Origin of the sequence: Pelistega sp. MC2 (genome assembly GCF_900099475.1) — a bacterium.
GTDB lineage: Bacteria > Pseudomonadota > Gammaproteobacteria > Burkholderiales > Burkholderiaceae_B > Taylorella > Taylorella indica.
Window position 1 is genome coordinate 232,707 of the sequence record NZ_LT628275.1, and the last position, 21,638, is coordinate 254,344.

Annotated in this window: 23 protein-coding genes; 7 read left to right on the forward strand and 16 right to left on the reverse strand. The window is 39.3% G+C overall.

Going from position 1 to position 21,638, the window contains the following annotated elements:
- Nucleotides 1-193: 193 nt before the first annotated feature.
- The 5 genes from lptB to BQ4443_RS06670 are packed head-to-tail and all read right to left on the reverse strand — an operon-like array spanning nt 194 to nt 3,781.
- Complete coding sequence (lptB, locus tag BQ4443_RS06650) at nt 194-958, reverse strand: LPS export ABC transporter ATP-binding protein (protein WP_023951720.1); 765 nt, start codon at nt 956-958, stop codon at nt 194-196.
- Nucleotides 959-960: 2 nt separating this feature from the next.
- Entirely contained in the window at nt 961-1,581 is a 621-nt protein-coding gene (gene lptA / locus BQ4443_RS06655; protein ID WP_071058431.1) for a lipopolysaccharide transport periplasmic protein LptA, read from the reverse strand.
- The gene (lptC, locus tag BQ4443_RS06660; RefSeq protein ID WP_023951722.1) at nt 1,578-2,192 is read right to left on the reverse strand and encodes an LPS export ABC transporter periplasmic protein LptC; all 615 of its coding nucleotides are present in this window, start codon (nt 2,190-2,192) and stop codon (nt 1,578-1,580) included. Before lptC ends, lptA begins: the two co-directional genes overlap by 4 nt.
- 5 nt (nt 2,193-2,197) lie before the next feature.
- Nucleotides 2,198-2,791 (reverse strand): KdsC family phosphatase, encoded by a 594-nt coding sequence (locus BQ4443_RS06665; RefSeq protein ID WP_023951724.1) that lies wholly within the window; start codon nt 2,789-2,791, stop codon nt 2,198-2,200.
- A 15-nt stretch (nt 2,792-2,806) separates the two neighbouring features.
- Entirely contained in the window at nt 2,807-3,781 is a 975-nt protein-coding gene (locus BQ4443_RS06670) for a KpsF/GutQ family sugar-phosphate isomerase (protein WP_071058432.1), read from the reverse strand.
- Between the two features lie 143 nt (nt 3,782-3,924).
- Between BQ4443_RS06670 and BQ4443_RS06675 the strand changes: the two genes are divergently transcribed.
- Entirely contained in the window at nt 3,925-4,461 is a 537-nt protein-coding gene (locus tag BQ4443_RS06675; protein WP_071058433.1) for an adenine phosphoribosyltransferase, read from the forward strand.
- Nucleotides 4,462-4,606: 145 nt separating this feature from the next.
- Here BQ4443_RS06675 and ilvA read toward each other — a convergent pair whose 3' ends face one another.
- The 9 genes from ilvA to phoB all read right to left on the reverse strand — a co-directional run bounded on the left by ilvA (nt 4,607) and on the right by phoB (nt 13,834).
- Nucleotides 4,607-6,115 carry a threonine ammonia-lyase, biosynthetic gene (gene ilvA / locus BQ4443_RS06680; protein WP_071058434.1) on the reverse strand — a complete coding sequence of 503 codons (1,509 nt, stop codon included), beginning with the start codon at nt 6,113-6,115 and terminating at the stop codon, nt 4,607-4,609.
- A 157-nt stretch (nt 6,116-6,272) separates the two neighbouring features.
- Nucleotides 6,273-7,763, reverse strand: a complete 1,491-nt coding sequence (locus BQ4443_RS06685; RefSeq protein ID WP_071058435.1) for a tripartite tricarboxylate transporter permease — start codon at nt 7,761-7,763, stop codon at nt 6,273-6,275.
- The gene (locus BQ4443_RS06690; RefSeq protein WP_256330930.1) at nt 7,764-8,261 is read right to left on the reverse strand and encodes a tripartite tricarboxylate transporter TctB family protein; all 498 of its coding nucleotides are present in this window, start codon (nt 8,259-8,261) and stop codon (nt 7,764-7,766) included.
- Nucleotides 8,251-9,204 carry a Bug family tripartite tricarboxylate transporter substrate binding protein gene (locus BQ4443_RS06695; protein ID WP_071058437.1) on the reverse strand — a complete coding sequence of 318 codons (954 nt, stop codon included), beginning with the start codon at nt 9,202-9,204 and terminating at the stop codon, nt 8,251-8,253. Before BQ4443_RS06695 ends, BQ4443_RS06690 begins: the two co-directional genes overlap by 11 nt.
- Nucleotides 9,205-9,338: 134 nt before the next feature.
- Complete coding sequence (locus tag BQ4443_RS06700) at nt 9,339-10,079, reverse strand: 5-oxoprolinase subunit PxpA (RefSeq protein ID WP_071058438.1); 741 nt, start codon at nt 10,077-10,079, stop codon at nt 9,339-9,341.
- A 10-nt stretch (nt 10,080-10,089) separates the two neighbouring features.
- Nucleotides 10,090-11,100: a 5-oxoprolinase subunit C family protein gene (locus BQ4443_RS06705; RefSeq protein ID WP_071058439.1), complete on the reverse strand. Its 1,011-nt coding sequence runs from the start codon at nt 11,098-11,100 to the stop codon at nt 10,090-10,092.
- A complete protein-coding gene (gene pxpB / locus BQ4443_RS06710) occupies nt 11,097-11,840 on the reverse strand; it encodes a 5-oxoprolinase subunit PxpB (RefSeq protein ID WP_071058440.1) in 744 nt (247 codons plus the stop codon). Before pxpB ends, BQ4443_RS06705 begins: the two co-directional genes overlap by 4 nt.
- Nucleotides 11,837-13,039: a phosphate regulon sensor histidine kinase PhoR gene (gene phoR / locus BQ4443_RS06715; protein WP_256330931.1), complete on the reverse strand. Its 1,203-nt coding sequence runs from the start codon at nt 13,037-13,039 to the stop codon at nt 11,837-11,839. The genes pxpB and phoR overlap by 4 nt, the downstream gene beginning before the upstream one ends.
- Before the next feature lie 99 nt (nt 13,040-13,138).
- Entirely contained in the window at nt 13,139-13,834 is a 696-nt protein-coding gene (gene phoB / locus BQ4443_RS06720) for a phosphate regulon transcriptional regulator PhoB (RefSeq protein ID WP_071058442.1), read from the reverse strand.
- Between the two features lie 139 nt (nt 13,835-13,973).
- Between phoB and ubiE the strand changes: the two genes are divergently transcribed.
- The 5 genes from ubiE (at nt 13,974) to rfaE2 (ending at nt 18,628) form a co-directional block, all read left to right on the forward strand.
- Nucleotides 13,974-14,735 carry a bifunctional demethylmenaquinone methyltransferase/2-methoxy-6-polyprenyl-1,4-benzoquinol methylase UbiE gene (gene ubiE / locus BQ4443_RS06725; RefSeq protein ID WP_023952379.1) on the forward strand — a complete coding sequence of 254 codons (762 nt, stop codon included), beginning with the start codon at nt 13,974-13,976 and terminating at the stop codon, nt 14,733-14,735.
- Nucleotides 14,736-14,888: 153 nt separating this feature from the next.
- Nucleotides 14,889-15,860, forward strand: a complete 972-nt coding sequence (locus BQ4443_RS06730; protein WP_071058443.1) for a Tim44 domain-containing protein — start codon at nt 14,889-14,891, stop codon at nt 15,858-15,860.
- Between the two features lie 112 nt (nt 15,861-15,972).
- The gene (locus BQ4443_RS06735; RefSeq protein ID WP_083331891.1) at nt 15,973-16,584 is read left to right on the forward strand and encodes a ubiquinone biosynthesis accessory factor UbiJ; all 612 of its coding nucleotides are present in this window, start codon (nt 15,973-15,975) and stop codon (nt 16,582-16,584) included.
- The gene (ubiB, locus tag BQ4443_RS06740) at nt 16,585-18,135 is read left to right on the forward strand and encodes a ubiquinone biosynthesis regulatory protein kinase UbiB (protein WP_071058445.1); all 1,551 of its coding nucleotides are present in this window, start codon (nt 16,585-16,587) and stop codon (nt 18,133-18,135) included.
- 4 nt (nt 18,136-18,139) lie between these two features.
- A complete protein-coding gene (rfaE2, locus tag BQ4443_RS06745) occupies nt 18,140-18,628 on the forward strand; it encodes a D-glycero-beta-D-manno-heptose 1-phosphate adenylyltransferase (protein WP_071058446.1) in 489 nt (162 codons plus the stop codon).
- Between the two features lie 108 nt (nt 18,629-18,736).
- On the opposite strand, the gene BQ4443_RS06750 is transcribed toward rfaE2, so the two are convergent.
- A complete protein-coding gene (locus BQ4443_RS06750) occupies nt 18,737-19,414 on the reverse strand; it encodes a protein-L-isoaspartate O-methyltransferase family protein (protein WP_071058447.1) in 678 nt (225 codons plus the stop codon).
- A gap of 57 nt (nt 19,415-19,471) precedes the next feature.
- Nucleotides 19,472-20,290 carry a bifunctional hydroxymethylpyrimidine kinase/phosphomethylpyrimidine kinase gene (gene thiD, locus BQ4443_RS06755; RefSeq protein WP_023952371.1) on the reverse strand — a complete coding sequence of 273 codons (819 nt, stop codon included), beginning with the start codon at nt 20,288-20,290 and terminating at the stop codon, nt 19,472-19,474.
- 192 nt (nt 20,291-20,482) lie between these two features.
- Between thiD and ppk2 the strand changes: the two genes are divergently transcribed.
- Complete coding sequence (gene ppk2, locus BQ4443_RS06760; protein WP_176752458.1) at nt 20,483-21,592, forward strand: polyphosphate kinase 2; 1,110 nt, start codon at nt 20,483-20,485, stop codon at nt 21,590-21,592.
- Nucleotides 21,593-21,638 lie beyond the last annotated feature (46 nt).

Here is a 21,638-nt window from a genome sequence, read left to right on the forward strand (position 1 = left end):
TACTATTAATGACAAAAATTGCCACTTAAAAAACAATGCGTTTAATGCTTTTAATCATTGCATTGCTTTAAGTGTAGCCTGAAAAATAAATATGTCAAACTGGCATGTACCACTATGGATTTATCTTGTGAAATCTGTAAGAATAGAGAAGAAATGAGATTTTTCGCTTATTTCTCTATTCTCAAGGATAGCTTTACATGCGGAAGTGTTCACCAAGATAGACTTTACGCACTTCAGTATTTTGGATGATATCTTCGGGAGAGCCACTAGTGAGAACTGTCCCATCAGAAATAATATAAGCCTTATCGCAAATACCAAGTGTTTCTCGTACATTATGGTCTGTAATAAGTACCCCAATATTTCTTTCCTTAAGAAAACGAATAATTCGCTGAATTTCAATAACAGCAATAGGGTCAACTCCAGCAAAGGGTTCGTCTAATAAAATAAAGCGTGGATGAGTAGCTAGTGCACGAGCAATTTCTACGCGACGTCGCTCCCCGCCTGATAGGGAAAGTGCTTGACTCGTTCTAATATGTTGAATTTGTAGTTCATTTAGCAAATTATCTAATTCAGCATTGATTTGTGCTTTTGTGAGTCTTTTGCCATTATGAGGGTTTTCTTGAAGTTCTAAGACCGCACGAATATTTTGTTCAACAGTTAATCGTCTAAAAATCGATGCGTCTTGTGGTAGATAGGATAAGCCAATGCGAGCACGGCGATGGATAGGTAGGGCAGTAATATTGACACCATCAATTTCAATACGACCAAAATCAGCAGGAATAAGACCAACAATCATATAGAAACTAGTCGTTTTACCAGCACCATTAGGACCTAGAAGACCGACTACCTCACCACTAGAGACTTGTAGGGTGACATCTTTAACAACGGTGCGTTTACCATAGGTTTTTTGTAAACCGATAGCGTTTAATTGGCCTGACTGGATTACTTGTTCACTCATATTTATTTCTTGTTTATAGTAGAAGGCATAGGTTTGCCATTATACTTTTTACGACATTCAGCGACTAAGGCGTCTACTTTTGCTCGAGATTGAACGACAGAGCGAACTCTCCCTTTTTCTGGGGATGATGGTCCTCCTTCAGCAAAATATGTAGCTTCTTTGCTGTTGTACGTAATAGTATCTCCACGTAAGTTATCAATGGCTTGACCACAGACATGACGAATAACAATCGCTTGACCGATTAATTTTATGACTTCAGTTTCACCATTATAGGTGGCTGTGTTTCCTTCAGCATAAATTGTTTCGTAATTGTCTGGTCTCTCTTCGTAGACAGTCACTTTAGGATTCTTTTTCATAATGGCCTGACCATGTTGAAAGCCCTTTTTATCTTCTTGCAAATGTAACTCATCCGAAGTTAGACGTAAAAGACCTCGAGTTAAAATAACATTACCTTTGAATTCGCTTGTTTTGGTGGCGTCATTATAGGTTAACGAGTCTGATAGCACTAGGGTTTCTGGTGCATCAGCAGGCTGGGTAGTCCCTGTTGTTTTTTTCGCTTGAGCAAAAAGCAAAGAAGGAGCGACTAGGGAACCTAAGAGTAAAAATAGTATGCTTTTCTTCATTGTTGAGAACCTTCTTTATTTTTTGTGGCCTTATCCATATCTTGAGGAGAAATAGTCACGTCAGTATTTGCAAAAACGTTGAGTTGCTGGGTTTTGTTATTGTAAATCATTCCTTGGCCTTTCATTTTAGAATTGCCTTGTTTGACATCAGCAAGTTTATCCGTTTTGATAATATCTTCTTCTGGTAGAACGGTTAATTCTTCACTACGGACATCTAAGGCAGAGTTTTCTGCTGTAGGAAAACGATGGATATGGGCGTTACCACGGAGAATGACTAGGTTACCATGTTCTTTCATGGTCGCCGTATCACTAGTGGAAACTACTCGAGGTCGTTCTGGATGTACGCCAATAAGGATAGGGTTAACTGCATCATACGAGTCATCATCAGGAAAATGCACCATACTGTCGCCCGATAAACGATTGATAGCATGACCAGTGCGATCAGAGCTGACCATAACGAACTTCCCAGTCCATGCATCCGGTTCATGAGTGATTTTTATTTCGGGATCTATAGGTATCGCACGTTGGGCGTAGTCTGCTGCCCACCATGCAGTGATTACTAACACGGCGAGTAAAAAGAAAGCGATTAGAGCAGGAGCACGTTCTTTCATAATAGTTATTGAATAGCGATTCCTCGAACGAGTAAATTACCTTGTAAAAAAGGCCCTAATAAGCCTTGGGAGGCTAAGACAATATCGGCTAATTCTCTAGCTGCGCCATAACCACCTTGAACAGTGGTGACATAATGAGCCGCTTGCTGTAGATAGGCAGGTGCATGAGGTACGCTAACGGCTAAGCCCACTTTTTGCATGGCTTGTAGATCAATAATATCATCACCAATATAGGCAATTTGCTCAAGATTTAAGTGGTGCTCATTGGCTATATCGGTGATAAGTTTGCCTTTGTCTCTTGCGTCTTGATAAAGTAAGTTGATGCCTAAATCAGCCGCTCTACGAGTGACAATAGGACCACTACGACCTGTAATCAACGCAACCATGATACCACCTTGGAGTAGCATTTTTAAACCATGTCCGTCTAGTGCATTAAAGCGTTTTAATTGTTCGCCATTCTCGCTATAAAGTAAAGAGCCATCAGTCAATACGCCATCAACATCAAAAGCAATGAGTCTAATCTTTTCAGCACGTTGACGAACAGACTCAGGGACTTTTGACAGAATAAGTGATTCGGCAGGGTGTAATATTTTATTCATTCTTTACCTTTGAAATTAAATAACTTTTGCGGCCATTAAATCATGCATATGTAGTGCGCCAACTAGTTTCTGATTGGTATCTACAACGAGCATATGTGTTAAACGGGATGTTTCCATCATAGATGCCGCTTCAACAGCTAGGTCTTGGTCTTGAATACATTTGGGATGTATCGACATTACATCACCCATGGTGAAATGACGAATATCACCTTCTTTTTGGATTAAACGACGTAAGTCCCCGTCTGTAAAAATACCAATAGGCACAAACTGATCATTAACTATAATTGCCATCCCCATACGTTTGCTAGACATAACTTTTAAGGCGTCCGTGAGACTGTCTTCACTACGTACAATAGGTAAATCATCGCCTTTGCGCATTACATCGTAGACATGGGTTAACAATCGACGACCAAGCGCACCACCAGGGTGGGATCGGGCAAAGTCAGCTGCACCAAAGTTGCGAGCCTCAAGGCAGGCTATAGCAAGAGCATCTCCCACTGCCAATGTTACTGTCGTACTAGCTGTAGGCGCAAGACCTAACGGACAAGCTTCTTTGGATACATGTACATCTAAAAAAACATCACTTAGCTTAGCAAGATCAGAGTGGGGATTGCCACAAATAGCAATAATTTTGGTACCTAAACGTTTAAGTACAGGCAGGATGGTTGATAACTCAATAGATTGTCCTGAATATGAGATAGCGAGCACAATATCATTGCCTGTAATCATACCTAGATCACCGTGAACAGCTTCTGCTGAGTGCACAAAAAAAGCGGGGGTGCCTGTTGATGCTAATGTCGCTGCAATTTTACGTCCAATATGACCTGATTTCCCCAAACCAGTGACAACTATACGACCTTGACAAGCCAGAATGGTATCAACGGCTTGGATAAAAGAGTTATCCAAACGCTGAGCAAGCGCTGACATTGCCTCTGTTTCAGTGGCAATCGTACGTTGTGCAGAAAGAATATGAGCATGTGCAATTTTCATATGCCTATTTTAATTGAACGCAGTGCAAAAATTCTTGCTTTAGTCATCAAGAGAAAAAACTTATTCTTTCTATTACTCATATTTTTCTGTTTCTATTAGGGCTATAATGAAGAGGTTTGATTAAAATCTTTTAGGTTCTATATATGCAATATAATCCCGTTGAAACAGTACGACAATCCATTCGATCTATTAGCGATTGGCCAAAACCAGGAGTCACGTTTAGAGATATTACTCCTGTATTGCAGGATCCACGTTCATTTAGAATGTTGATTGACATTTTTATTTCTCGTTATATGCGTCAACGCTTGGATTTAGTTGCTGGTGTGGATGCTCGAGGCTTTATTATAGGTAGTGTTCTAGCTTATGAGCTCAATTTAGGTTTTGTACCTATTCGTAAAAAAGGTAAATTGCCTTTTGAAACAGTTGGTGAGGATTATCAGCTTGAGTATGGCAGTTCTTCTGTCGAAATCCATACAGATGCTATTAAACCAGGTCAGCGTGTCTTGCTGATTGATGATTTGATTGCTACTGGAGGGACTTTGTTGGCTGCCAGTCGCTTATTACAGCGCTTGGGTGCTAATGTGGTAGAGGCAGCCTCAATTATTGATTTACCAGAATTAGGTGGTTCGAAATTAGTAAAAGAATCTGGTATGCCCGTATTTAGCTTATATCAATTCTAGTCTAGTGTTTTGCATTTGCTAGTTTGATTTTAATCAGAGAAAAAGGCTGTACATAGTAGCGACAGCCTTTTTCATTGGGACTTAAATAGTATTTAAATGTCTAGTCGTAAACATTAGATTGCTTAGTGTCTTAATAATGCTGATTCTAAAGGAATAGTTTATAAGCAGGGTTATCTGTTTCGTTGACAAAAGGGTATCCTAGTTGATCCAAAAATGCTTTAAAGGCTTTTTTATCTGAGGTAGGTACTTGTATGCCGACTAATACATGTCCAAAGTCACCACCCATATTACGATAATGGAAAAGGCTAATATTCCATTCTGGGTTCATTGATTCTAAAAAACGCATTAATGCACCGGGTCTTTCCGGAAATTCAAAGCGGTACAGGACTTCATTATCTGCTAAGTCAGATCGCCCTCCAACCATATAGCGCAGATGTGTTTTTGCTAAATCATTATTAGTGAGATTTAATACGATGAATTTTTTCTTTTCTAATAGTTGCTGTATTTTTGCCGTATCCTCTGTAGATGATGTTTGTACACCTACAAAAACGTGAGCAAGTTCTTTGTCAGAAATGCGATAGTTAAATTCAGTCACACTGCGATTGCCTATTGATGAACATAGCAGTTTGAAACTACCTTTTACTTCAGGCATGGTTACGGAGAATATAGCCTCTTTATGCTCACCTACCTCAGAACGTTCTGCCACAAAACGTAAACGATCAAAGTTCATATTAGCACCAGACATCACGGCGATAATGTTCTTTGATTTCCATTGATGTTTGTTAGCATATTTTTTTGCGCCAGCTAGTGAAAGGGCGCCAGCTGGCTCTAGAATATTACGAGTGTCTTGGAATACATCTTTAATGGCAGCGCAAATCTCGTCTGTATTCACTGTAATATAGTCATCCACAAATTCTTTACATAGCTTAAATGTCTCAACACCCACTTGTTTTACCGCAGTACCATCTGAAAATAGACCAACGTCTGATAAGTGTACACGACGGTTAGCTTTAATACTTTTAATCATTGCGCAAGAGTCTTCTGTTTGTACTCCAATGACTTTAATGGAAGGGTCTAATGCTTTGATATAAGCAGCTACGCCAGCAATTAAGCCACCGCCACCGATTGCACAAAAAATAGCATCGGGTTTTTGAGGTGACTGACGTAGGATTTCCAAGGCAATAGTTCCTTGACCAGCAATCACATCAGGATCGTCAAAAGGGTGTACAAAGGTTAGTTTTTCTTTTTTCTCTAATTCTATGGCATGAGCATAAGCGTCTGAATAGCTAGTGCCTGCCAATACGACTTCACCACCTAGACGTTTTACAGCATCGACTTTAACTTGAGGCGTAGAGATAGGCATCACGATAATGGCGCGGCAACCTAATTTCTTGGCAGAAATAGCCACTCCTTGAGCATGGTTGCCTGCAGAAGCGGCAATTACCCCTCTATCCAATTCTTTGCGCGATAGGTTTGCCATTTTATTATAGGCACCACGAATTTTAAAGCTAAATACTTGTTGAGTGTCTTCTCGTTTCAGGTAGATATTATTATTAATTCTGGCTGACAGCAGTTTGGCATGATCTAAAGGAGTTTCTTTGGCAATTTCGTAAACTTTAGAGGTAAGAATTTTTTTTAGATAATGTTCTCGCATGGTCAAAACCTATGGCATAAATTGTGCATAAAAAAGCTTGATGAAAGAATTTTCATCAAGCTTCTTATTATAAACACTAAAAGCTCAGAAATAGAAAAGTCTTAAAAGATAAATTCTATAAAATTGATATTATGTAGCATATGTTTTTTGAGCATAATCAAGCACTCTTTTTCAGGCGTCTTAATAAGACGGGTACAAATAAGAATAATATGGCTAAAACTAAAAAGATAATTGATAAAGGAGTCTCAATCAAGATTGTGGGATTGCCTTGAGATGAGGCAAGTGCTGTTCTTAATTGTGTTTCTGCCATTGGTCCCAATATTAAACCAATCAGTAGGGGGGGAATAGGGAAGTCATATACACGCATTACATAGCCCATTAATCCTAATGCCACCATGAGTCCTAATCCAAACGCTGAACCAGATACACCCCAGATACCAATAATCGCAAAAATAAGAATGCCTGCATACAGTTGTGGTTTTGGAATTTTTAGCAATTTGACCCAGATTCCGATGAGAGGGAGATTTAATACAAGAAGCATGATATTGCCTATATATAAAGAGGCAATTAATCCCCAGATCAGTTCCGGATTAGAAGTAAATAAAAAAGGCCCAGGTTGTAAGCCATAATTTTGGAAGGCAGCTAATAAAATAGCAGCGGTAGCTGAAGTAGGTAATCCTAATGTTAATAGAGGGATTAAGATGCCTGCTGCGGCAGCATTATTTGCGGCTTCTGGACCCGCAACTCCTTCTATAGCACCTACTGTACCGAATTCTTCTTTATGTTTAGATAGTTTTTTCTCAAGGGTATAAGACAGCATGGTAGGAATTTCTGATCCTCCACCTGGTAGGGCTCCCATAGGGAAGCCTAAAAAAGTTCCTCTAATCCATGGCATGAAAGATCGTTTCCATTCTTGCTTAGTCATATAAGCACCACCTCGTAGTTCAATCGGTTTATTAGGTGTATGGTTGAAACGACTAGCTACATAAATAATCTCTCCAATGGCAAAGAGAGAGACAAGTACGACGGTAAGCTCAACACCTTCAAGTAAATCCATGCTGCCAAAAGTCATACGTGCTTGACCTGTCATATTATCGATACCAATAGTACCGAGCGCTAGTCCAATTAATAATGTAATGAATCCCCGAGTGCGAGAAGCTCCCATTACCACAGAGACAGAAGTAAAAGCTAGGACAGTTAAAGCAAAGTAATCTGCTGGTTTGAAATAAAATGCAATTTCAGCAATAGCTGGAGCGGCAAAGGTTAGGAGCATGGTAGCTATTGTTCCAGCGACAAATGAACCAATAGCTGCGGTAGCAAGTGCTGCCGCTGCCTTGCCACTGCGAGCCATTTTATTCCCCTCCAATGCTGTCATCATAGATCCAGCTTCACCAGGGGTATTGATAAGAATAGATGTTGTCGAACCACCATACATGGCACCATATAGAACGCCAGCAAACATAATAAATGCAGATACAGGGCCAACAGAAACGGTGACGGGTAGTAGTAGAGCAATGGTTAAGGCAGGACCAATACCTGGTAAGATACCAATAGCTGTCCCGAGAATAGAACCTACAAATGCCCATAATAAATTCATGGGTTGAATGGCAACATTAAAACCATCCATAAGTAAAGAGAAGGTATTCATTTAACTATTGAGTAGAGGAAGAAAACTACCTAGTTGTAAGCCTAAGTAGGAGAAAATAAACCATGATACTGTACCGACCAAGAAGCCTAGTATCATATCAATAAGCGTCTTTTTGGATCCAAAAGCATAAGCCACCATGGTAAAGGCTATCATTGCTGTAATAGGTAAACCTATCGTTTCAATGATTAGCACAGGCACAATAGTAGCGGCAGTGCTGAGAAAGAAGGCTTTTTTATCCATTGGTGCATTACCACTTGCATCTTCTTCGTCCTGAGGTTCAAATTTTTCACCTTTTGCAATTTGAATCAACAGGATTAAGCCGCATAACAGCAGTCCTAATCCTGTGAGGAGTAAAAATAAGCCTGGACCAACAGCCGCATACTGAGCTGTTGCCGACAAATCAGTTGCGTTGTAAATACATACTGCACCGATGATTAGGACAGCAACAGCTAGCCACCAAGGTTTTGCTTGACTATTCTCAGCGGATTTATTTTGCAAGACCAGCATCCTTTAATACTTTATTAATACGAGTGCTTTCTGATTGGATAAATTCTCCAAATGGTTGTCCAGCTAGAAAATATTGTTCCCAACCTTGCGTTTTAAGCACCTGTTTCCATGCATCGCTATCATTAAGTTTTTGGAAATTTTCGACCCATTTCTTGTAGTTTTCTTCTGGCATACCAATAGAGCCTAAGATACCACGCCAGTTTGCAATTTCAACATCATAGCCAGCTTCTTTAAAAGTAGGAACATCTAAACCTTTCATGCGTTTATCAGAAGTAATGCCTAAAATTTTGATACGACCAGATTGTGCAAATTGTTGGAATTCAGAAATACCAGAGAACCCTGCTTTTAGTGTGCCATTAACAATACCAGTTACTGTTTCAGTACCACTCGCTTGTGGGATATAGTTTAGTTTTCCTACCTCTGTTCCACTTGATTGGGCTAATAAAGCTAATGCTATATGGTCAACACCACCAGCTGAACCGCCACCGACGGGTGTTCCACCAGGATTTGTTTTAAGAGCTTCTACAAAATCTTTTAAGGTATTAAAAGGTGAATCTTTGCTAACGGCTAACACTAAGTATTCTGCTGTTAAACGAGCAACAGGTTTAAATTTGCTTAAATCAATAGGTGATTTATTTAAGGTGATAGCACCAACAGTAATAGCGCCAAATACAGCAAGATTATCTTCTTTACCTTTGCCCGTGCGAGCAAATTCAGCTAACCCTATCGTGCCTCCAGCTCCACCTTTATTACTAAAGTTAACGCTACCCGTATAAATACCTGCTTTATTGAGTGCTGCAAATGCTTGACGACCAGTACCATCCCAACCACCACCAGGGTTTGCTGGTAACATCACATTGACTTGAGCTATAGCAGCACTTGCACAAAAAATACTCGCTGTTAAAGCAACTTTAAGAGTGTTTTTAAAAAGCATTTTGTCCCCTCCAAATAAAAGAATCGAATAAAAGAAAAGTAATCTTCTATTCGATTTTCAACAATAGCGATTTACCCTTAGATATCGCTGCGAGATCAGCTAGTTGGAAGGCTCAAGTTTTATTCAAAAACGTATTAAAGTAATCCTTGCTCACTTAATGTTTGATGTATACGTTTGGCGAAAGGTAATGCATTTGGTTGATCACCGTGAATACATAAGGTATCTGCTTGAATAGGTATTTTTTTGCCAGATTGACTTATCACAAAACCATGCTTAACCATATTCAATACTTGCTCTATGGATTGTTCCTCATCGGTAATCATTGCACCAGCTTGTGTTCTTGGGGTTAATAAGCCATTATCTTGGTAACTTCTATCAGCAAAGACCTCTTGCTTGACAGAAAGTCCAAGTTGTTGAGCAATAGCAGAGAGTTTACTATTGGCGAGTGCAAAGAAAACTAATGAGTTATCTACATCATACACCGCTTGAGCAATTGCTTTAGAAAGTCCCTCATCATTAGCAGACATATTGTATAGTGCACCATGAGCCTTCACGTGATGTAAGTGAGTTCCTTGTGATTTAGCGACAGCTGCCAAGGCACCAACTTGTACGACGACTAAGTCATAAGCTTGATCGGGAGTGATAGGAATATTTCTACGACCAAATCCGGCTAAGTCATTAAAACCAGGGTGGGCACCAATCTTAACATTGTGTTGAATAGCTAATGCAACAGTCTTGCGCATCGTATGTGCATCACCAGCATGAAAACCACAGGCAATATTGGCTGAGTGAATGTACGGCATGATTTCGGCATCATTGCCCATTTTCCACGCACCAAAGCTTTCCCCCATATCACAGTTCAAATCAATGCCCATAAAATAATCCTTAAAAATGACTAAAATACTGATGTAAAGTCTTTACTGTATCATGAAGTTGTTGTTTTAGTTGTTCAAATCGTTTTAAGCGTTCAAACCAACTTTGCTGAGCCTCTTCCAATGTTGTAAGGGTAAAGTGAATCTGCTCTCCGGGTAGAGACTGTGCTAAATAGCCTAGGTCAGCCGTAATGACATTGGCAATTTTTGGATAGCCTCCAGTGCTTTGCCTATCAGCCATTAGAATAATGGGGTTACCGTCAGGAGGGACTTGAATCGTACCAAAATTACTTGGCTCTGAGAAAATTTGTAAAGGTTTAGTCAAATTCAGTGTCTGACCTTGTAAACGATAGCCCATGCGATCTGACTGAGGGCTGATTTTAAATGATTGATGAAGAAATTGTTGCTGGCTTTCTGGTGAGAATAGATCAAAATGAACTCCAGTGAGAACACGGATCGATGCTCTTTTTTGCAAACCAAGCCCTGAACTTAAATAAATACGCTGAGAATTAATCCGTTCTTTTAAAAGAGGAATATGAGTATCAGCAAAAGTACCATTAAGGGTAATCCGATCTTGTTTTTTTAGTGCTTGCCCGTTTAGCCCACCTAGTTTAGATTTTAAGTCTGTGCTATGACTATGCATGACGTTGGGTAAGTTAAAACCGCCAAAAATGGCTAAGTACGTTCTTGCTCCTGTGGTTGTAGCACCCGTTTTGAAGTGAAGAGTTTGTCCTGCTTTAATGAAATAGGCGTGGTTGTTTTGAATAGGAGAGTCATCAATATGAGGGTTCAAGAAAGCACCGGTCAAGGCAATGCAAGCATGGTGTTCAAATAATAAACTTGCGCCTAAAACCGTCATTTCTAAGCAAGTTTGTTGTGCATCATTGCCCACCAATATATTAGCTAATCGGAAGGCGCTTGGATCCATTATGCCAGAGACATTGACACCTAAAGACTGATATCCCCATCGGCCACCGTCTTGGAATGTACTTAATAACCCGGGTTTTTGTACGAGAATGCTCATATATGTTTAAGATGTAGAAATTCTTCTTTTGAGATAGATTTAAATTGAACCAAGTCACCTGCTTGATACAGTGTTTTGGGTTGTCGATTAGGATTAAAAAGTGTTAGTGGTGTGGCGCCGACAATATGCCATCCTCCAGGCGTTTCATAAGGATAAATAACACATTGTCGATTAGCGATTGCAATTGACCCTGCTGGTAATTTTGTTCTTGGTGTAGGACGACGAGGAATATTTAGCTTTTTATCAAATAGCCCTAAATACGGTAGCCCAGGAGAAAAACCCAGCATAAAAACTCGTACGGGTGACTGTGAATGCAATTGAATGATTTCTTCGATACTAAGGTTGAGTTGTGCGGATAGTTCTATTAAATCAATCCCATATTCTAAGTCGTAACAAATGGGAATTTCTACTAGTTTGCCGGTATCACTATCATTTTTAGATAATTCAGTTAAAACATTTGCCCATAATTCAGAGGTTTTGTCTTTTAGGCGTGGCAAAAATTGTGAATTAATGCGGTCTAGATCATAATAAATACCCACGGTGCTAAAAGTAGGGATGGCTTCTAAAATACCGGGTAGTTTTTGTTGTTCTCTCAGTAAATTAAATTTTTGGGCTAAGAGAATGGCAGCCTTGTTAAGAAGGATATCAGGCATTTCAAATGGCTGATTACGACTTAAACGGATAATAAGGGCGTTATCACCTTCATTATCAAAGGTATAAGACAAGTCAGTAGGAATCATAGTGAGGTAATATTTTCTTTAGGGAATATTAAGCTAAAAGTACTACCTTTATTTAGTTTACTTTTAATCATCAGTTTGGCATTATGGCGAATTGCAATATGTTTGGTAATTGCCAGGCCAAGCCCTGTTCCCCCAGAGGCACGAGAACGACTCTTGTCTACACGATAAAAACGTTCTGTGATTCTAGAAATATCACTAGGTGCGATACCAAGCCCAGAGTCTTTGACACTAAAGATAGCTTGCCCATCTTCAGCCAGTCCCCAAAAAACCTCAATTTGACCATTAGCTGGTGTATATCTTACAGCATTTGTTAACAAATTAGTAATGGCTGAGCTGAGTTCGTGTGCATTTCCGCTCACAGAGAGTGTTGGGTTAATTGACCAACTTAACTGATGTTGACCTTTTGATAAGACTTCAGTTTGGCGCTTCGCTTGTTCAATAAGGCTTGCAATCGGTACAGATTGTTGGTTAGCAAGTTTAGTTGACTCGAGAGTTGATAATGTGAGTAAATCGGTCACGATAGCCAACATACGTTCAGCTTGTTCGTGCATTAGGTCTTCATAATGAACACGTTGTTCGGGGCTGATAGCCTCCGGAGGTAAATCACGTAGTGTTTCAAGAAACCCTGTTAATACTGTTAATGGTGTTCGTAGCTCATGAGAAACATTAGCAACAAAGTCTTGTTGAGTGGTTCGTAATGATTCTAGTTGTGTATTATCAAAGCAGAGTAATAATATATTATCTGTACTATAACGGGTAAATTCAAATTTTAAATGATAGAGACGTCCATCTCGTTCATCATAAGTTGTATAGGGTTTTTGCCAATCACCTTTATAAGCATATTGATAAAACTCAGGCCAACGGATAAGGTTAAAAATTTTATAGCCGATATCTTTTTTAGAGTCTATGCCAAGGAGTGTTTTTGCATTTCTATTGCACCATTGAATGATGAAGTTTTTATCTAAAATTAAAACCGCAGCTGGAAATGCATTTGCTGCCCACAAAATATTTTGATTTAGTTGTGTAATTTGTTGAATGGTTAGTGTTTTGTGACGTAAAGCTTTATAGGTAGGAGTTACAATTTCATCATATTTTCCTACATATACAGGGGGTGGTTGATTAATGTCATCAGCCCATTTCAGTGTTTTATCAAAATAACGATAATCAATATATATATATATGGCAAGAAAGATTGCCATGGTAATAAGACCCGAGAACCCTTCTAGTAGGTGCTGAATCAATAAGGCAAATAAAAAGCCAAAGAGCAAAATTGAAATGGACCTAAACCAATGCATACATCAAGCGGGAAGTTTTGTTGTGAAACGATAACCGCTTCCTCTAACCGTTTCAATTAAGTGATGGTGCCCACTAGGCTCCAACGCTTTACGTAGGCGACGGATGTGTACATCTACTGTTCTTTCCTCTAAGAACACATGATCACCCCAAACATGATCAAGTAATTGACCTCGTGTGAAAACACGTTCAGCATGTGTCATAAAGAAATGCAACATACGAAATTCAGTAGGTCCTAAAGAAAGAGAAGTTCCATTGCCTGTGACACGATGGGCAACTGGGTCCAAATGTAAGCCAGCAACGGAAATTTCATCATCTGTTAATTGAGGAGAACGGCGACGCAGTACAGCTTTAATACGAGCTAGAAGTTCTTTTGGTGAAAATGGTTTTGTAATGTAATCATCCGCACCGTTTTCTAGTCCTTCTACTTTGTCTTCTTCTGTATTTTTTGCTGTGAGCATAATAATGGGAATGTCGCGTGTTCTCTCATCTTGGCGTAAAGTTTTCGCCAATGTTAATCCTGAAGTGCTTGGTAGCATCCAATCCAATAAAATTAAGTCTGGTAATTCTGCATTAATTAATATTTTGGCTTGTTCTGCATCAAGTGCACGCAATACTTTGTGCCCAGAGAAGGTTAAGTTAACAGCGATTAGTTCCTGAATTGCTGGTTCATCTTCAACAACGAGAATAGTACTTGCCATAATAAGGTAAAATAGAAAAAATAGATTAATGGAATGGTACAACTTAAGATATACCACTTCTTGCTGGCTAAAACAGCAATTACGTCATCTTAAATCCATTTTGTGTCATGTTTGTGACAGTTTAACATGTGAATAAATTATGAGTAATGAAAATAAAACGACAGACCAAGAAACAACCCATTTTGGTTTTCAGACGGTAAAAGAAGTCGAAAAAGCAAATAAAGTGGCCGGAGTATTCCACTCGGTTGCTTCTCGCTACGATGTAATGAATGATTTTATGTCGGTTGGTTTACATCGAATTTGGAAATTGTTCACGATAGGGAAGTCAAATGTACGTCCAGGCATGAAGGTATTGGATATTGCTGCAGGGACAGGCGATTTGACAATGGCTTTTGCCAAGAAGGTGGGTAAAACGGGTGAAGTTTGGCATACAGATATTAATGAGTCGATGCTGAGTGTTGGTCGGGATCGCCTGATTGATAAAGGCTTTAGTGTGCCTAGCGTTGTCTGTGATGCAGAAGCATTGCCTTTTCCTGATAATTATTTCGATATTGTCACTGTGGCTTTTGGTTTGCGTAACATGACCCATAAAGACAAAGCATTGGCCGAGATGTTAAGAGTGTTAAAACCAGGTGGTAAATTGCTCGTATTAGAGTTTTCGCGTATTTATAAACCACTTGAGCCGGCTTATGACTGGTATTCGTTTAATATCTTGCCATGGTTAGGTAAAAAAGTTGCTAATGATGAGGATAGCTACCGCTATTTAGCTGAATCTATACGTATGCATCCAGATCAAGAGACACTTGCTCAAATGATGCGTGATGTAGGTTTTGAGCGAGTAAATTATCATAATTTAACAGCGGGTATTACGGCTTTACACGAAGGGATTAAATTACGCTAGGAGGTTGCTCTTTTGTAAGAAGGTATAAGAAAGGGGTATGGAGTGGTCTTGATATTAATTGAAATACCCATATTTTAAAATGCATCAATTTGTGTTGAGTTGAAAGCAATTTATGCTACACTTAATTGAAATTAACGTATTTTAAGGATGCTTATGAAAGGTAAACTTCCCCGTTTTTTATCAGCCGCATTAGTTGTGATTGCGTCTGTTGCCATGCTAGGCGTGGCTGATGATGCCGAAGCACGTCGTATGGGTGGTGGTTCTAGTTTTGGTCGTCAGTCGAGTAATATTATGAGAACACCATCAACAAGTGCTCCAGTTGCTCCTGCAGCGCGTCCAAATCAAATGAGTCCTAGCGCTACTAGTGGTGCAGCGACCGCGGCGGCTCGACCTAAAACAGGTTTTTCTCGATTCTTAGGGCCTATTGCGGGTATTGCGGCAGGTCTTGGTATCGCCGCGTTATTGTCTAGCCTAGGGCTAAGTGGTGCTTTCCTTGAATTTATGTCTAGCCTAGTATTGATTGGCTTGGTTGTATTTGGGGTAATGTTTGTATTGCGTCGTTTACGTGGTGCGCCCCAGACTGCTGGTGCCAGTGCCAATACTAGTGCAAACAATACTTACAAAAACTCGTTTGAACGTAGTCATCCAGTCAATCCAAATTCAGGCGTTAATTCATCCTCTGCCACATTTGGATCGCCAGTTGCTCCTGCCCCAGCTACTGACAAACAAGGTCAAGATAATAATTGGTTTATCCCTGCTGATTTTGATAAGGTGTCATTTTTACAAGAAGCTAAAAAGCAATATGTGGCGATTCAGGCATTATCTGATCAAGGAAATATTGCACAATTACAGCAATATTTAACAGATGATTTATTGCGTGAATTAACACCTAGTATCCAAGCAAATGCAGGAGGAAAAACAGAAATAGTGTTATTAAATGCTGAACTCTTGGGGATTGAAAAAATTCATGATACTCAAGGAGATGGTCATTTAGCTAGTGTTCGTTTCTCTGGTATGGTGCGAGAAAATGTGGGTGAAGCAACAACACGTTTTGAAGAGGTTTGGAATTTATATAAAACTGCAAATAGTGGTTGGTTATTAGCAGGTATCCAACAATTTAGCTAATAGTTTTAATAACTAACGATTGTATTTAAATACGCACCCACATCCCCGATTACTCTTTGTTAGTCGGGGATTTTTGTTAAACTAAAGCCTATTACATTTTTTGATAGATATCATGTTCCCCCCCATTTTTATGAAACCACAGCAAGTCTTCGTGAATGCCTTCAATGCCTTACTTAAACGAGAAGATTGGGCAAAACAGAAAATAAAAAATCACGCTGGCAAGATAGTGAAATTGAATATTTCAAGCTGGAGTTTGTTGTTAAAGATAGCCGATGATGGCACTGTGCAATGGTGGCAGACAGCAGATTCGGCTAATGTTACTTTAACCATTACAGATGATGCTTTGAAAGAGCTGCCTAAGGCTTTACAAGAAAAAGCGGATATGGATCGTTTGGCTTCTTTGTTGCATATTGAGGGGGATGCCGGTTTAGCGAAATTAGTCTCAGAACTAGCCTTAAATTTACGTTGGGATATAGAAGCAGAATTAATTCAAACAGTTGGTCCTTTTATGGCAAGTATTTTGCTTAATGGATTTAAAAAAATCAAACAAACAAGTGAGTTTGTTAGCGAAAAAGGTTTAGAAAAAACGAAAGACTTTCTTAGCCAAGATTATCATGTGATTGTACAAAAACCTGTTGTACAAGTATTACAGCAAGATATCGTTGCCTTACAACAATCCCTTACAAAGCTTGAGCAACGCATCCACAGATTACAGAAGGTGTAAATGAGATTTTTACGGTTAATACGCATTACCTTTATTTGTTGGCGTTATGGCTTAGACGAGCTTATTCTTGAGAATATTCGTCATCCCATTGCCACTTTTTTAATTAAGGTTACCCGTTTAGGACGAACGTATAAACAGCCCCGAGGCCAACGCTTGCGAGAAGCGTTGGAAGAATTGGGTCCTATTTTTGTGAAGTTTGGACAGGTACTATCAACAAGACGTGATGTTGTACCACATGATATTGCAGATGAATTAGCATTATTACAGGATAAGGTGCCTCCATTCTCTTCTGAACAAGCGGTTGCGATGATAGAGAAGTCATTGGGTAAACCAATTAATGAGATTTTTGCTCAATTTGCACTAGAGCCCCATGCTTCTGCATCAGTGGCACAAGTACATGTCGCTTATTTATTTAATGGTCAAAAAGTAGCGGTTAAAGTACTTAGACCCGGTATGCTCAAGGTGATTGAAAAGGACTTAGCCTTAATGAGGGCGTTTGCCGCTATTGTTCAGCGTTATATTCCCGATGGTAAACGATTAAAGCCTAAAGAGGTGGTTGCTGAATTCGATCAATATTTACATGACGAACTGGATTTACAAGTCGAAGCGGCTAATTGTAGTCAATTACGACGTAACTTTAATCGCCCAGAGAGAAAGGGGTTATTGTTAGTACCAGAGGTATTTTGGGAGTATTCGACTCAAGATGTTTTTACCATGGAGTGGATGGAAGGTATCCCTATCAATCGTGTAGAGTTATTGAGAGAAAAGGGCGTGGATATAGAGAAACTAGCACGGATGGGGGTGGAGATCTTTTTCACACAAGTGTTTGAAGATGGCTTTTTTCATGCTGATATGCATCCGGGTAATATCCTAGTATCACTTAATGAAAATACTTTTGGGCAATATATTGCTGTGGATTTTGGTATTGTTGGCTCTTTATCTGAGTTTGATAAAAACTATTTGGCACAGAACTTTTTAGCCTTTTTCCAACGAGATTATCGGCGTGTGGCTCAATTACATATTGAGTCTGGTTGGGTACCAGCTGATACACGAGAGGAGCAACTTGAGGCGGCGGTTCGTACTGTATGTGAACCTCATTTCGATCGTCCTCTATCAGAAATTAGCCTTGGTCAAGTATTAATGCGCTTATTTCAAACGTCAAGAAGGTTTAATGTTGAAATTCAACCCCAGTTAGTATTATTACAAAAAACCTTGTTAAATATAGAAGGAATGGGACGTGAGTTAGATCCTAATCTTGATTTATGGCAGACAGCAAAGCCATTTTTAGAAAAATGGATGTGGGAAAGAGTTGGTCCTAAAGGTTTAGTTAGACAAGTGAAAAAAGAAGCTTCACAATGGTCAATGATTTTACCCGCTATTCCACGCTTGGTAGAACAAAATTTATCTAGAGAGGATCAATCCGCTGAAATATTAAAGGTTTTACAAGAAATAAAAAAAGAACAGGCTTCACGTAAGTTAATTAGTTGCTTGATGGCTGTGATTTCTTTATCAGCGTTTGGTTTGGCGTTATATCTTATTTTTGAAGTATAAAAAGATGCGTTTTGAAGACAAAATATTAAGCCCAGATGAAGTAGTGGCAAAAATACAATCAGGCGATTTACCACGCCCCTTAGTGTTTACCAATGGTGTTTTTGATATTTTACATCGTGGACACGTTACCTACCTTGAACAAGCTGCCAATTTAGGTGCAAGCCTAGTTGTAGCAGTGAATACAGATGCCTCTGTCAAACGCTTAGGTAAGGCAGCAGATCGTCCTTTTAATACCATGCAGGATAGGCAAGCCTTATTGGCGGCCTTGCAGAGTACGCAAGCAGTCACTTTTTTTGATGAAGATGCGCCTTATCAGCTGATTGAGAAGCTCCGTCCAGATATTATTGTTAAAGGTGGAGATTATGATATGGAAAAATTAGCGGAAACAGCCTTGGTGAAATCTTGGGGAGGTAAGGCGGTTGCTATTGATTTTCAACATGAACGATCTACAACGGCATTAGTGAACAAGATTAAAACAGGTGAACAAAAATAAGCGAAGTCTTTTGAGCATTATAAAACCCTAACAGGCGATATATGAATATCCATTGTTAGGGTTATTTATTGATGCTACTAATCCGTTTTTAAAACTAAATATGATGATTTAGAATTTAAAACGTGAAGCGACAGCACCGTTAAGAGGTTTAATCACAGTTTCTTCTAAGAACTCTTCGACAAAGTGAGAGGCACTTTGTCGCGTAATTCGGATTAATGACATAACGGTGCCTGTTCCAACAACGATTAATAGGCGACCACCTTCAGTAAGCTTATATTTTAAGGCGTCTGGAAGAGTAGGTAGTGATCCTGTAAAGACGATAGCATTATATTCTACGGATCCCCAGCCATTTCTCCCATCACCTACTTTTACGTTAACGTTTGCAATATGATTACGCTCAAGATTTGATTTGGCGAATGCAGCAATAGCGGGGTCAATTTCTATGGAAGTGACCTGAGTACATAAGCGACTGAGTAGTGCGGCCTGAAAGCCACTACCTGTGCCGATTTCTAGGACGGTATCAGTCGGTTTTAATTGTAAGGCTTCAGCAAAGCGAGCTTCTAAACGAGGGACTAGCATCGTTTCATGAGCTTGTGTGCCTTCAACATCGATAGGGATTTCCGTATCGGTATAGGCCACACTTTTGTACTTATCAGTCACAAAAGCATCGCGAGATAATCCCATCAATGCATTAAGAACTTTTTCATCAAGAATGCCTGCGGGACGGATTTGTTGCTCGATCATATTAAAACGAGCTTTTTCTAATTGAGATGGCGAAATGCTCATAAAACACTCACAAAATAAGCTGATAAATTAATTAGCTATTTTAGCAAATTTCAAACCTTAGCGTGACCACAATGCATGGAAATGATGGATTGGTCCATGACCGCTTCCTACGGATAGGCTATCTGCATGCAAAATAGACTGGTGAACATATTCAATTGCCTGACGAGTTGCTTCTGGCACATTATTGAATCTTGCCTGTAATGCACAGATAGCGGAAGACAATGAACAACCCGTTCCATGCGTATTTTTGGTGTGAATTTTTTGATGTTCAATTTCTAGCATCTTGTCACCATTAAATAGTAAATCAATGGTGTCATTACCAGGTAAATGCCCTCCTTTAAGAAGCACCCAGCGCTCATCTTTGGTGGGTAATAATGCATGTAATTTCTCTGCGACACGATACATTTCTTTGATAGTTTCTGGTGATGAGCCTAGCTGAAGAATATCAGCGGCTTCGGGTAGGTTTGGTGTAATCATATGGGACTGAATAATCAGTTCATTGATTAGTGCAGAGACGGCTTCTTTTTCTAATAGTCTTGCCTGACTTTTGGCTACCATGACAGGGTCAAGAACAATAAAAGGTGGTTTGTATTTTTCAAGTTTATCGGCAACCACACGAATGACGGATGCTTGACCAAGCATGCCAATTTTGACCCCATCAATACGAACATCATCAAATAAAGTATCAATTTGTTGAGCAATAAAGGCTGGGGATACAGGTTCAACAGCGCTTACTGTTTGTGTGTTTTGGGCGGTTAGGGCAGCAATAATGGCAGTGGCATAAGTCCCTAATGCACTCATTGTTTTGATATCAGCAAGAATGCCTGCTCCACCAGAAGGATCAACGCCAGCAATAGTTAGTGTATTTTTAATCATGCAAAATCTCTTAATGTTTAAGAATGGTAAAAACCTTCTTTATTTTATGGTCATATCAAAAGAAAACCTAATTTTACCCTCTAAAGAGGAGTAAAATATGTACTGTATAAAGGATTTTATGTTTTAGCGCTAGACGGGGTTTTGAGCTAGCGTAGTGTTTTTTATTTTTTCAGAATGGTAGAAGGAAATAAGATGGTAACAGCAAAAAAAACGACTCGTAAAGTATCTGAGGGAGATACTATGTCGGGAACTACAAGAAGACAAACTCGTTCTAATGTTGTAAAAGATAGAGTCCGTTCTCGTATTGACGCTGAAGGTGCAGCAATAGCAGATGCACTTGAAAAGGGTGAAGATAAGCTTTCAGCAGTACGCAGTTTGTTAGAGGGTATTTCTGAAGACGATCGTAAAGAATTATTTAAATTATTAAAAGAAGAAAAAGATAAATTAAGCCGTGAAAAAGTATCTAATCCTGATGCAGAGTTAGTCGAAAACTGGCAAGAAGAAGGTGTTTATCCTTACCGTTATTTAATGTCTCGCCGCAATTATGAATTTCAAAAATACAATCTACAAGTTGAATTATTAAAATTACAGCAATGGGTTCAAGAGACAGGTTCTCGTATTGTTATCCTATTCGAAGGACGTGATGCGGCAGGTAAGGGTGGTACGATTAAGCGTTTTATGGAGCACTTAAATCCACGTTTTGCTCGTGTAGTAGCTTTACAAAAACCTACAGAGATGGAGGCTGGTCAATGGTATTTCCAACGCTATGTACAACACTTACCTACAAAAGGTGAAATCGTTTTATTTGACCGTTCTTGGTACAACCGTGCTGGTGTAGAGCGTGTGATGGGTTTCTGTACTGATGCTCAATACCAAGAATTTATGCGTCAAGCACCTGAGTTTGAGCGTAATCTTGTACGTAGTGGTATCGTATTAATTAAATTCTGGTTCTCAGTAAGTCGTGATGAACAAAGACGTCGTTTCCGTGAACGTAAAAATCATCCATTGAAACAATGGAAACTTTCTCCTATTGATATGGCCTCTCTTGATAAATGGGAAGACTATACAAAAGCAAAAGAAGCGATGTTCTTCCACACAGATACTAGTGATGCACCATGGACTGTAGTGAAGTCAAATTGTAAGAAGCGTGCGCGCTTAAATGCACTACGCTATGTATTACATAAGTTTAATTACAAAAACAAAAACATTAATAGTATCGGTAAGATTGACCCACTTATCGTTGGTCGCTCTAATGTGATTTACGAATCAGGTGAAAGCGCAGCTCTAGATCTTGCGAAATAACTTATTGGTGGCGTGTAAATTATTGATTTAAAAGCTAGCAAGCTAA

Coding starts and splice junctions, on each gene's coding strand:
- lptB (WP_023951720.1), bottom strand. CDS start 958: ATGAGTGAACAAGTAATCCAGTCAGGCCAATTAAACGCTATCGGTTTA.
- lptA (WP_071058431.1), bottom strand. CDS start 1,581: ATGAAGAAAAGCATACTATTTTTACTCTTAGGTTCCCTAGTCGCTCCT.
- lptC (WP_023951722.1), bottom strand. CDS start 2,192: ATGAAAGAACGTGCTCCTGCTCTAATCGCTTTCTTTTTACTCGCCGTG.
- BQ4443_RS06665 (WP_023951724.1), bottom strand. CDS start 2,791: ATGAATAAAATATTACACCCTGCCGAATCACTTATTCTGTCAAAAGTC.
- BQ4443_RS06670 (WP_071058432.1), bottom strand. CDS start 3,781: ATGAAAATTGCACATGCTCATATTCTTTCTGCACAACGTACGATTGCC.
- BQ4443_RS06675 (WP_071058433.1), top strand. CDS start 3,925: ATGCAATATAATCCCGTTGAAACAGTACGACAATCCATTCGATCTATT.
- ilvA (WP_071058434.1), bottom strand. CDS start 6,115: ATGCGAGAACATTATCTAAAAAAAATTCTTACCTCTAAAGTTTACGAA.
- BQ4443_RS06685 (WP_071058435.1), bottom strand. CDS start 7,763: ATGAATACCTTCTCTTTACTTATGGATGGTTTTAATGTTGCCATTCAA.
- BQ4443_RS06695 (WP_071058437.1), bottom strand. CDS start 9,204: ATGCTTTTTAAAAACACTCTTAAAGTTGCTTTAACAGCGAGTATTTTT.
- BQ4443_RS06700 (WP_071058438.1), bottom strand. CDS start 10,079: ATGGGCATTGATTTGAACTGTGATATGGGGGAAAGCTTTGGTGCGTGG.
- BQ4443_RS06705 (WP_071058439.1), bottom strand. CDS start 11,100: ATGAGCATTCTCGTACAAAAACCCGGGTTATTAAGTACATTCCAAGAC.
- pxpB (WP_071058440.1), bottom strand. CDS start 11,840: ATGATTCCTACTGACTTGTCTTATACCTTTGATAATGAAGGTGATAAC.
- phoR (WP_256330931.1), bottom strand. CDS start 13,039: ATGGCAATCTTTCTTGCCATATATATATATATTGATTATCGTTATTTT.
- phoB (WP_071058442.1), bottom strand. CDS start 13,834: ATGGCAAGTACTATTCTCGTTGTTGAAGATGAACCAGCAATTCAGGAA.
- ubiE (WP_023952379.1), top strand. CDS start 13,974: ATGAGTAATGAAAATAAAACGACAGACCAAGAAACAACCCATTTTGGT.
- BQ4443_RS06730 (WP_071058443.1), top strand. CDS start 14,889: ATGAAAGGTAAACTTCCCCGTTTTTTATCAGCCGCATTAGTTGTGATT.
- BQ4443_RS06735 (WP_083331891.1), top strand. CDS start 15,973: ATGTTCCCCCCCATTTTTATGAAACCACAGCAAGTCTTCGTGAATGCC.
- ubiB (WP_071058445.1), top strand. CDS start 16,585: ATGAGATTTTTACGGTTAATACGCATTACCTTTATTTGTTGGCGTTAT.
- rfaE2 (WP_071058446.1), top strand. CDS start 18,140: ATGCGTTTTGAAGACAAAATATTAAGCCCAGATGAAGTAGTGGCAAAA.
- BQ4443_RS06750 (WP_071058447.1), bottom strand. CDS start 19,414: ATGAGCATTTCGCCATCTCAATTAGAAAAAGCTCGTTTTAATATGATC.
- thiD (WP_023952371.1), bottom strand. CDS start 20,290: ATGATTAAAAATACACTAACTATTGCTGGCGTTGATCCTTCTGGTGGA.
- ppk2 (WP_176752458.1), top strand. CDS start 20,483: ATGGTAACAGCAAAAAAAACGACTCGTAAAGTATCTGAGGGAGATACT.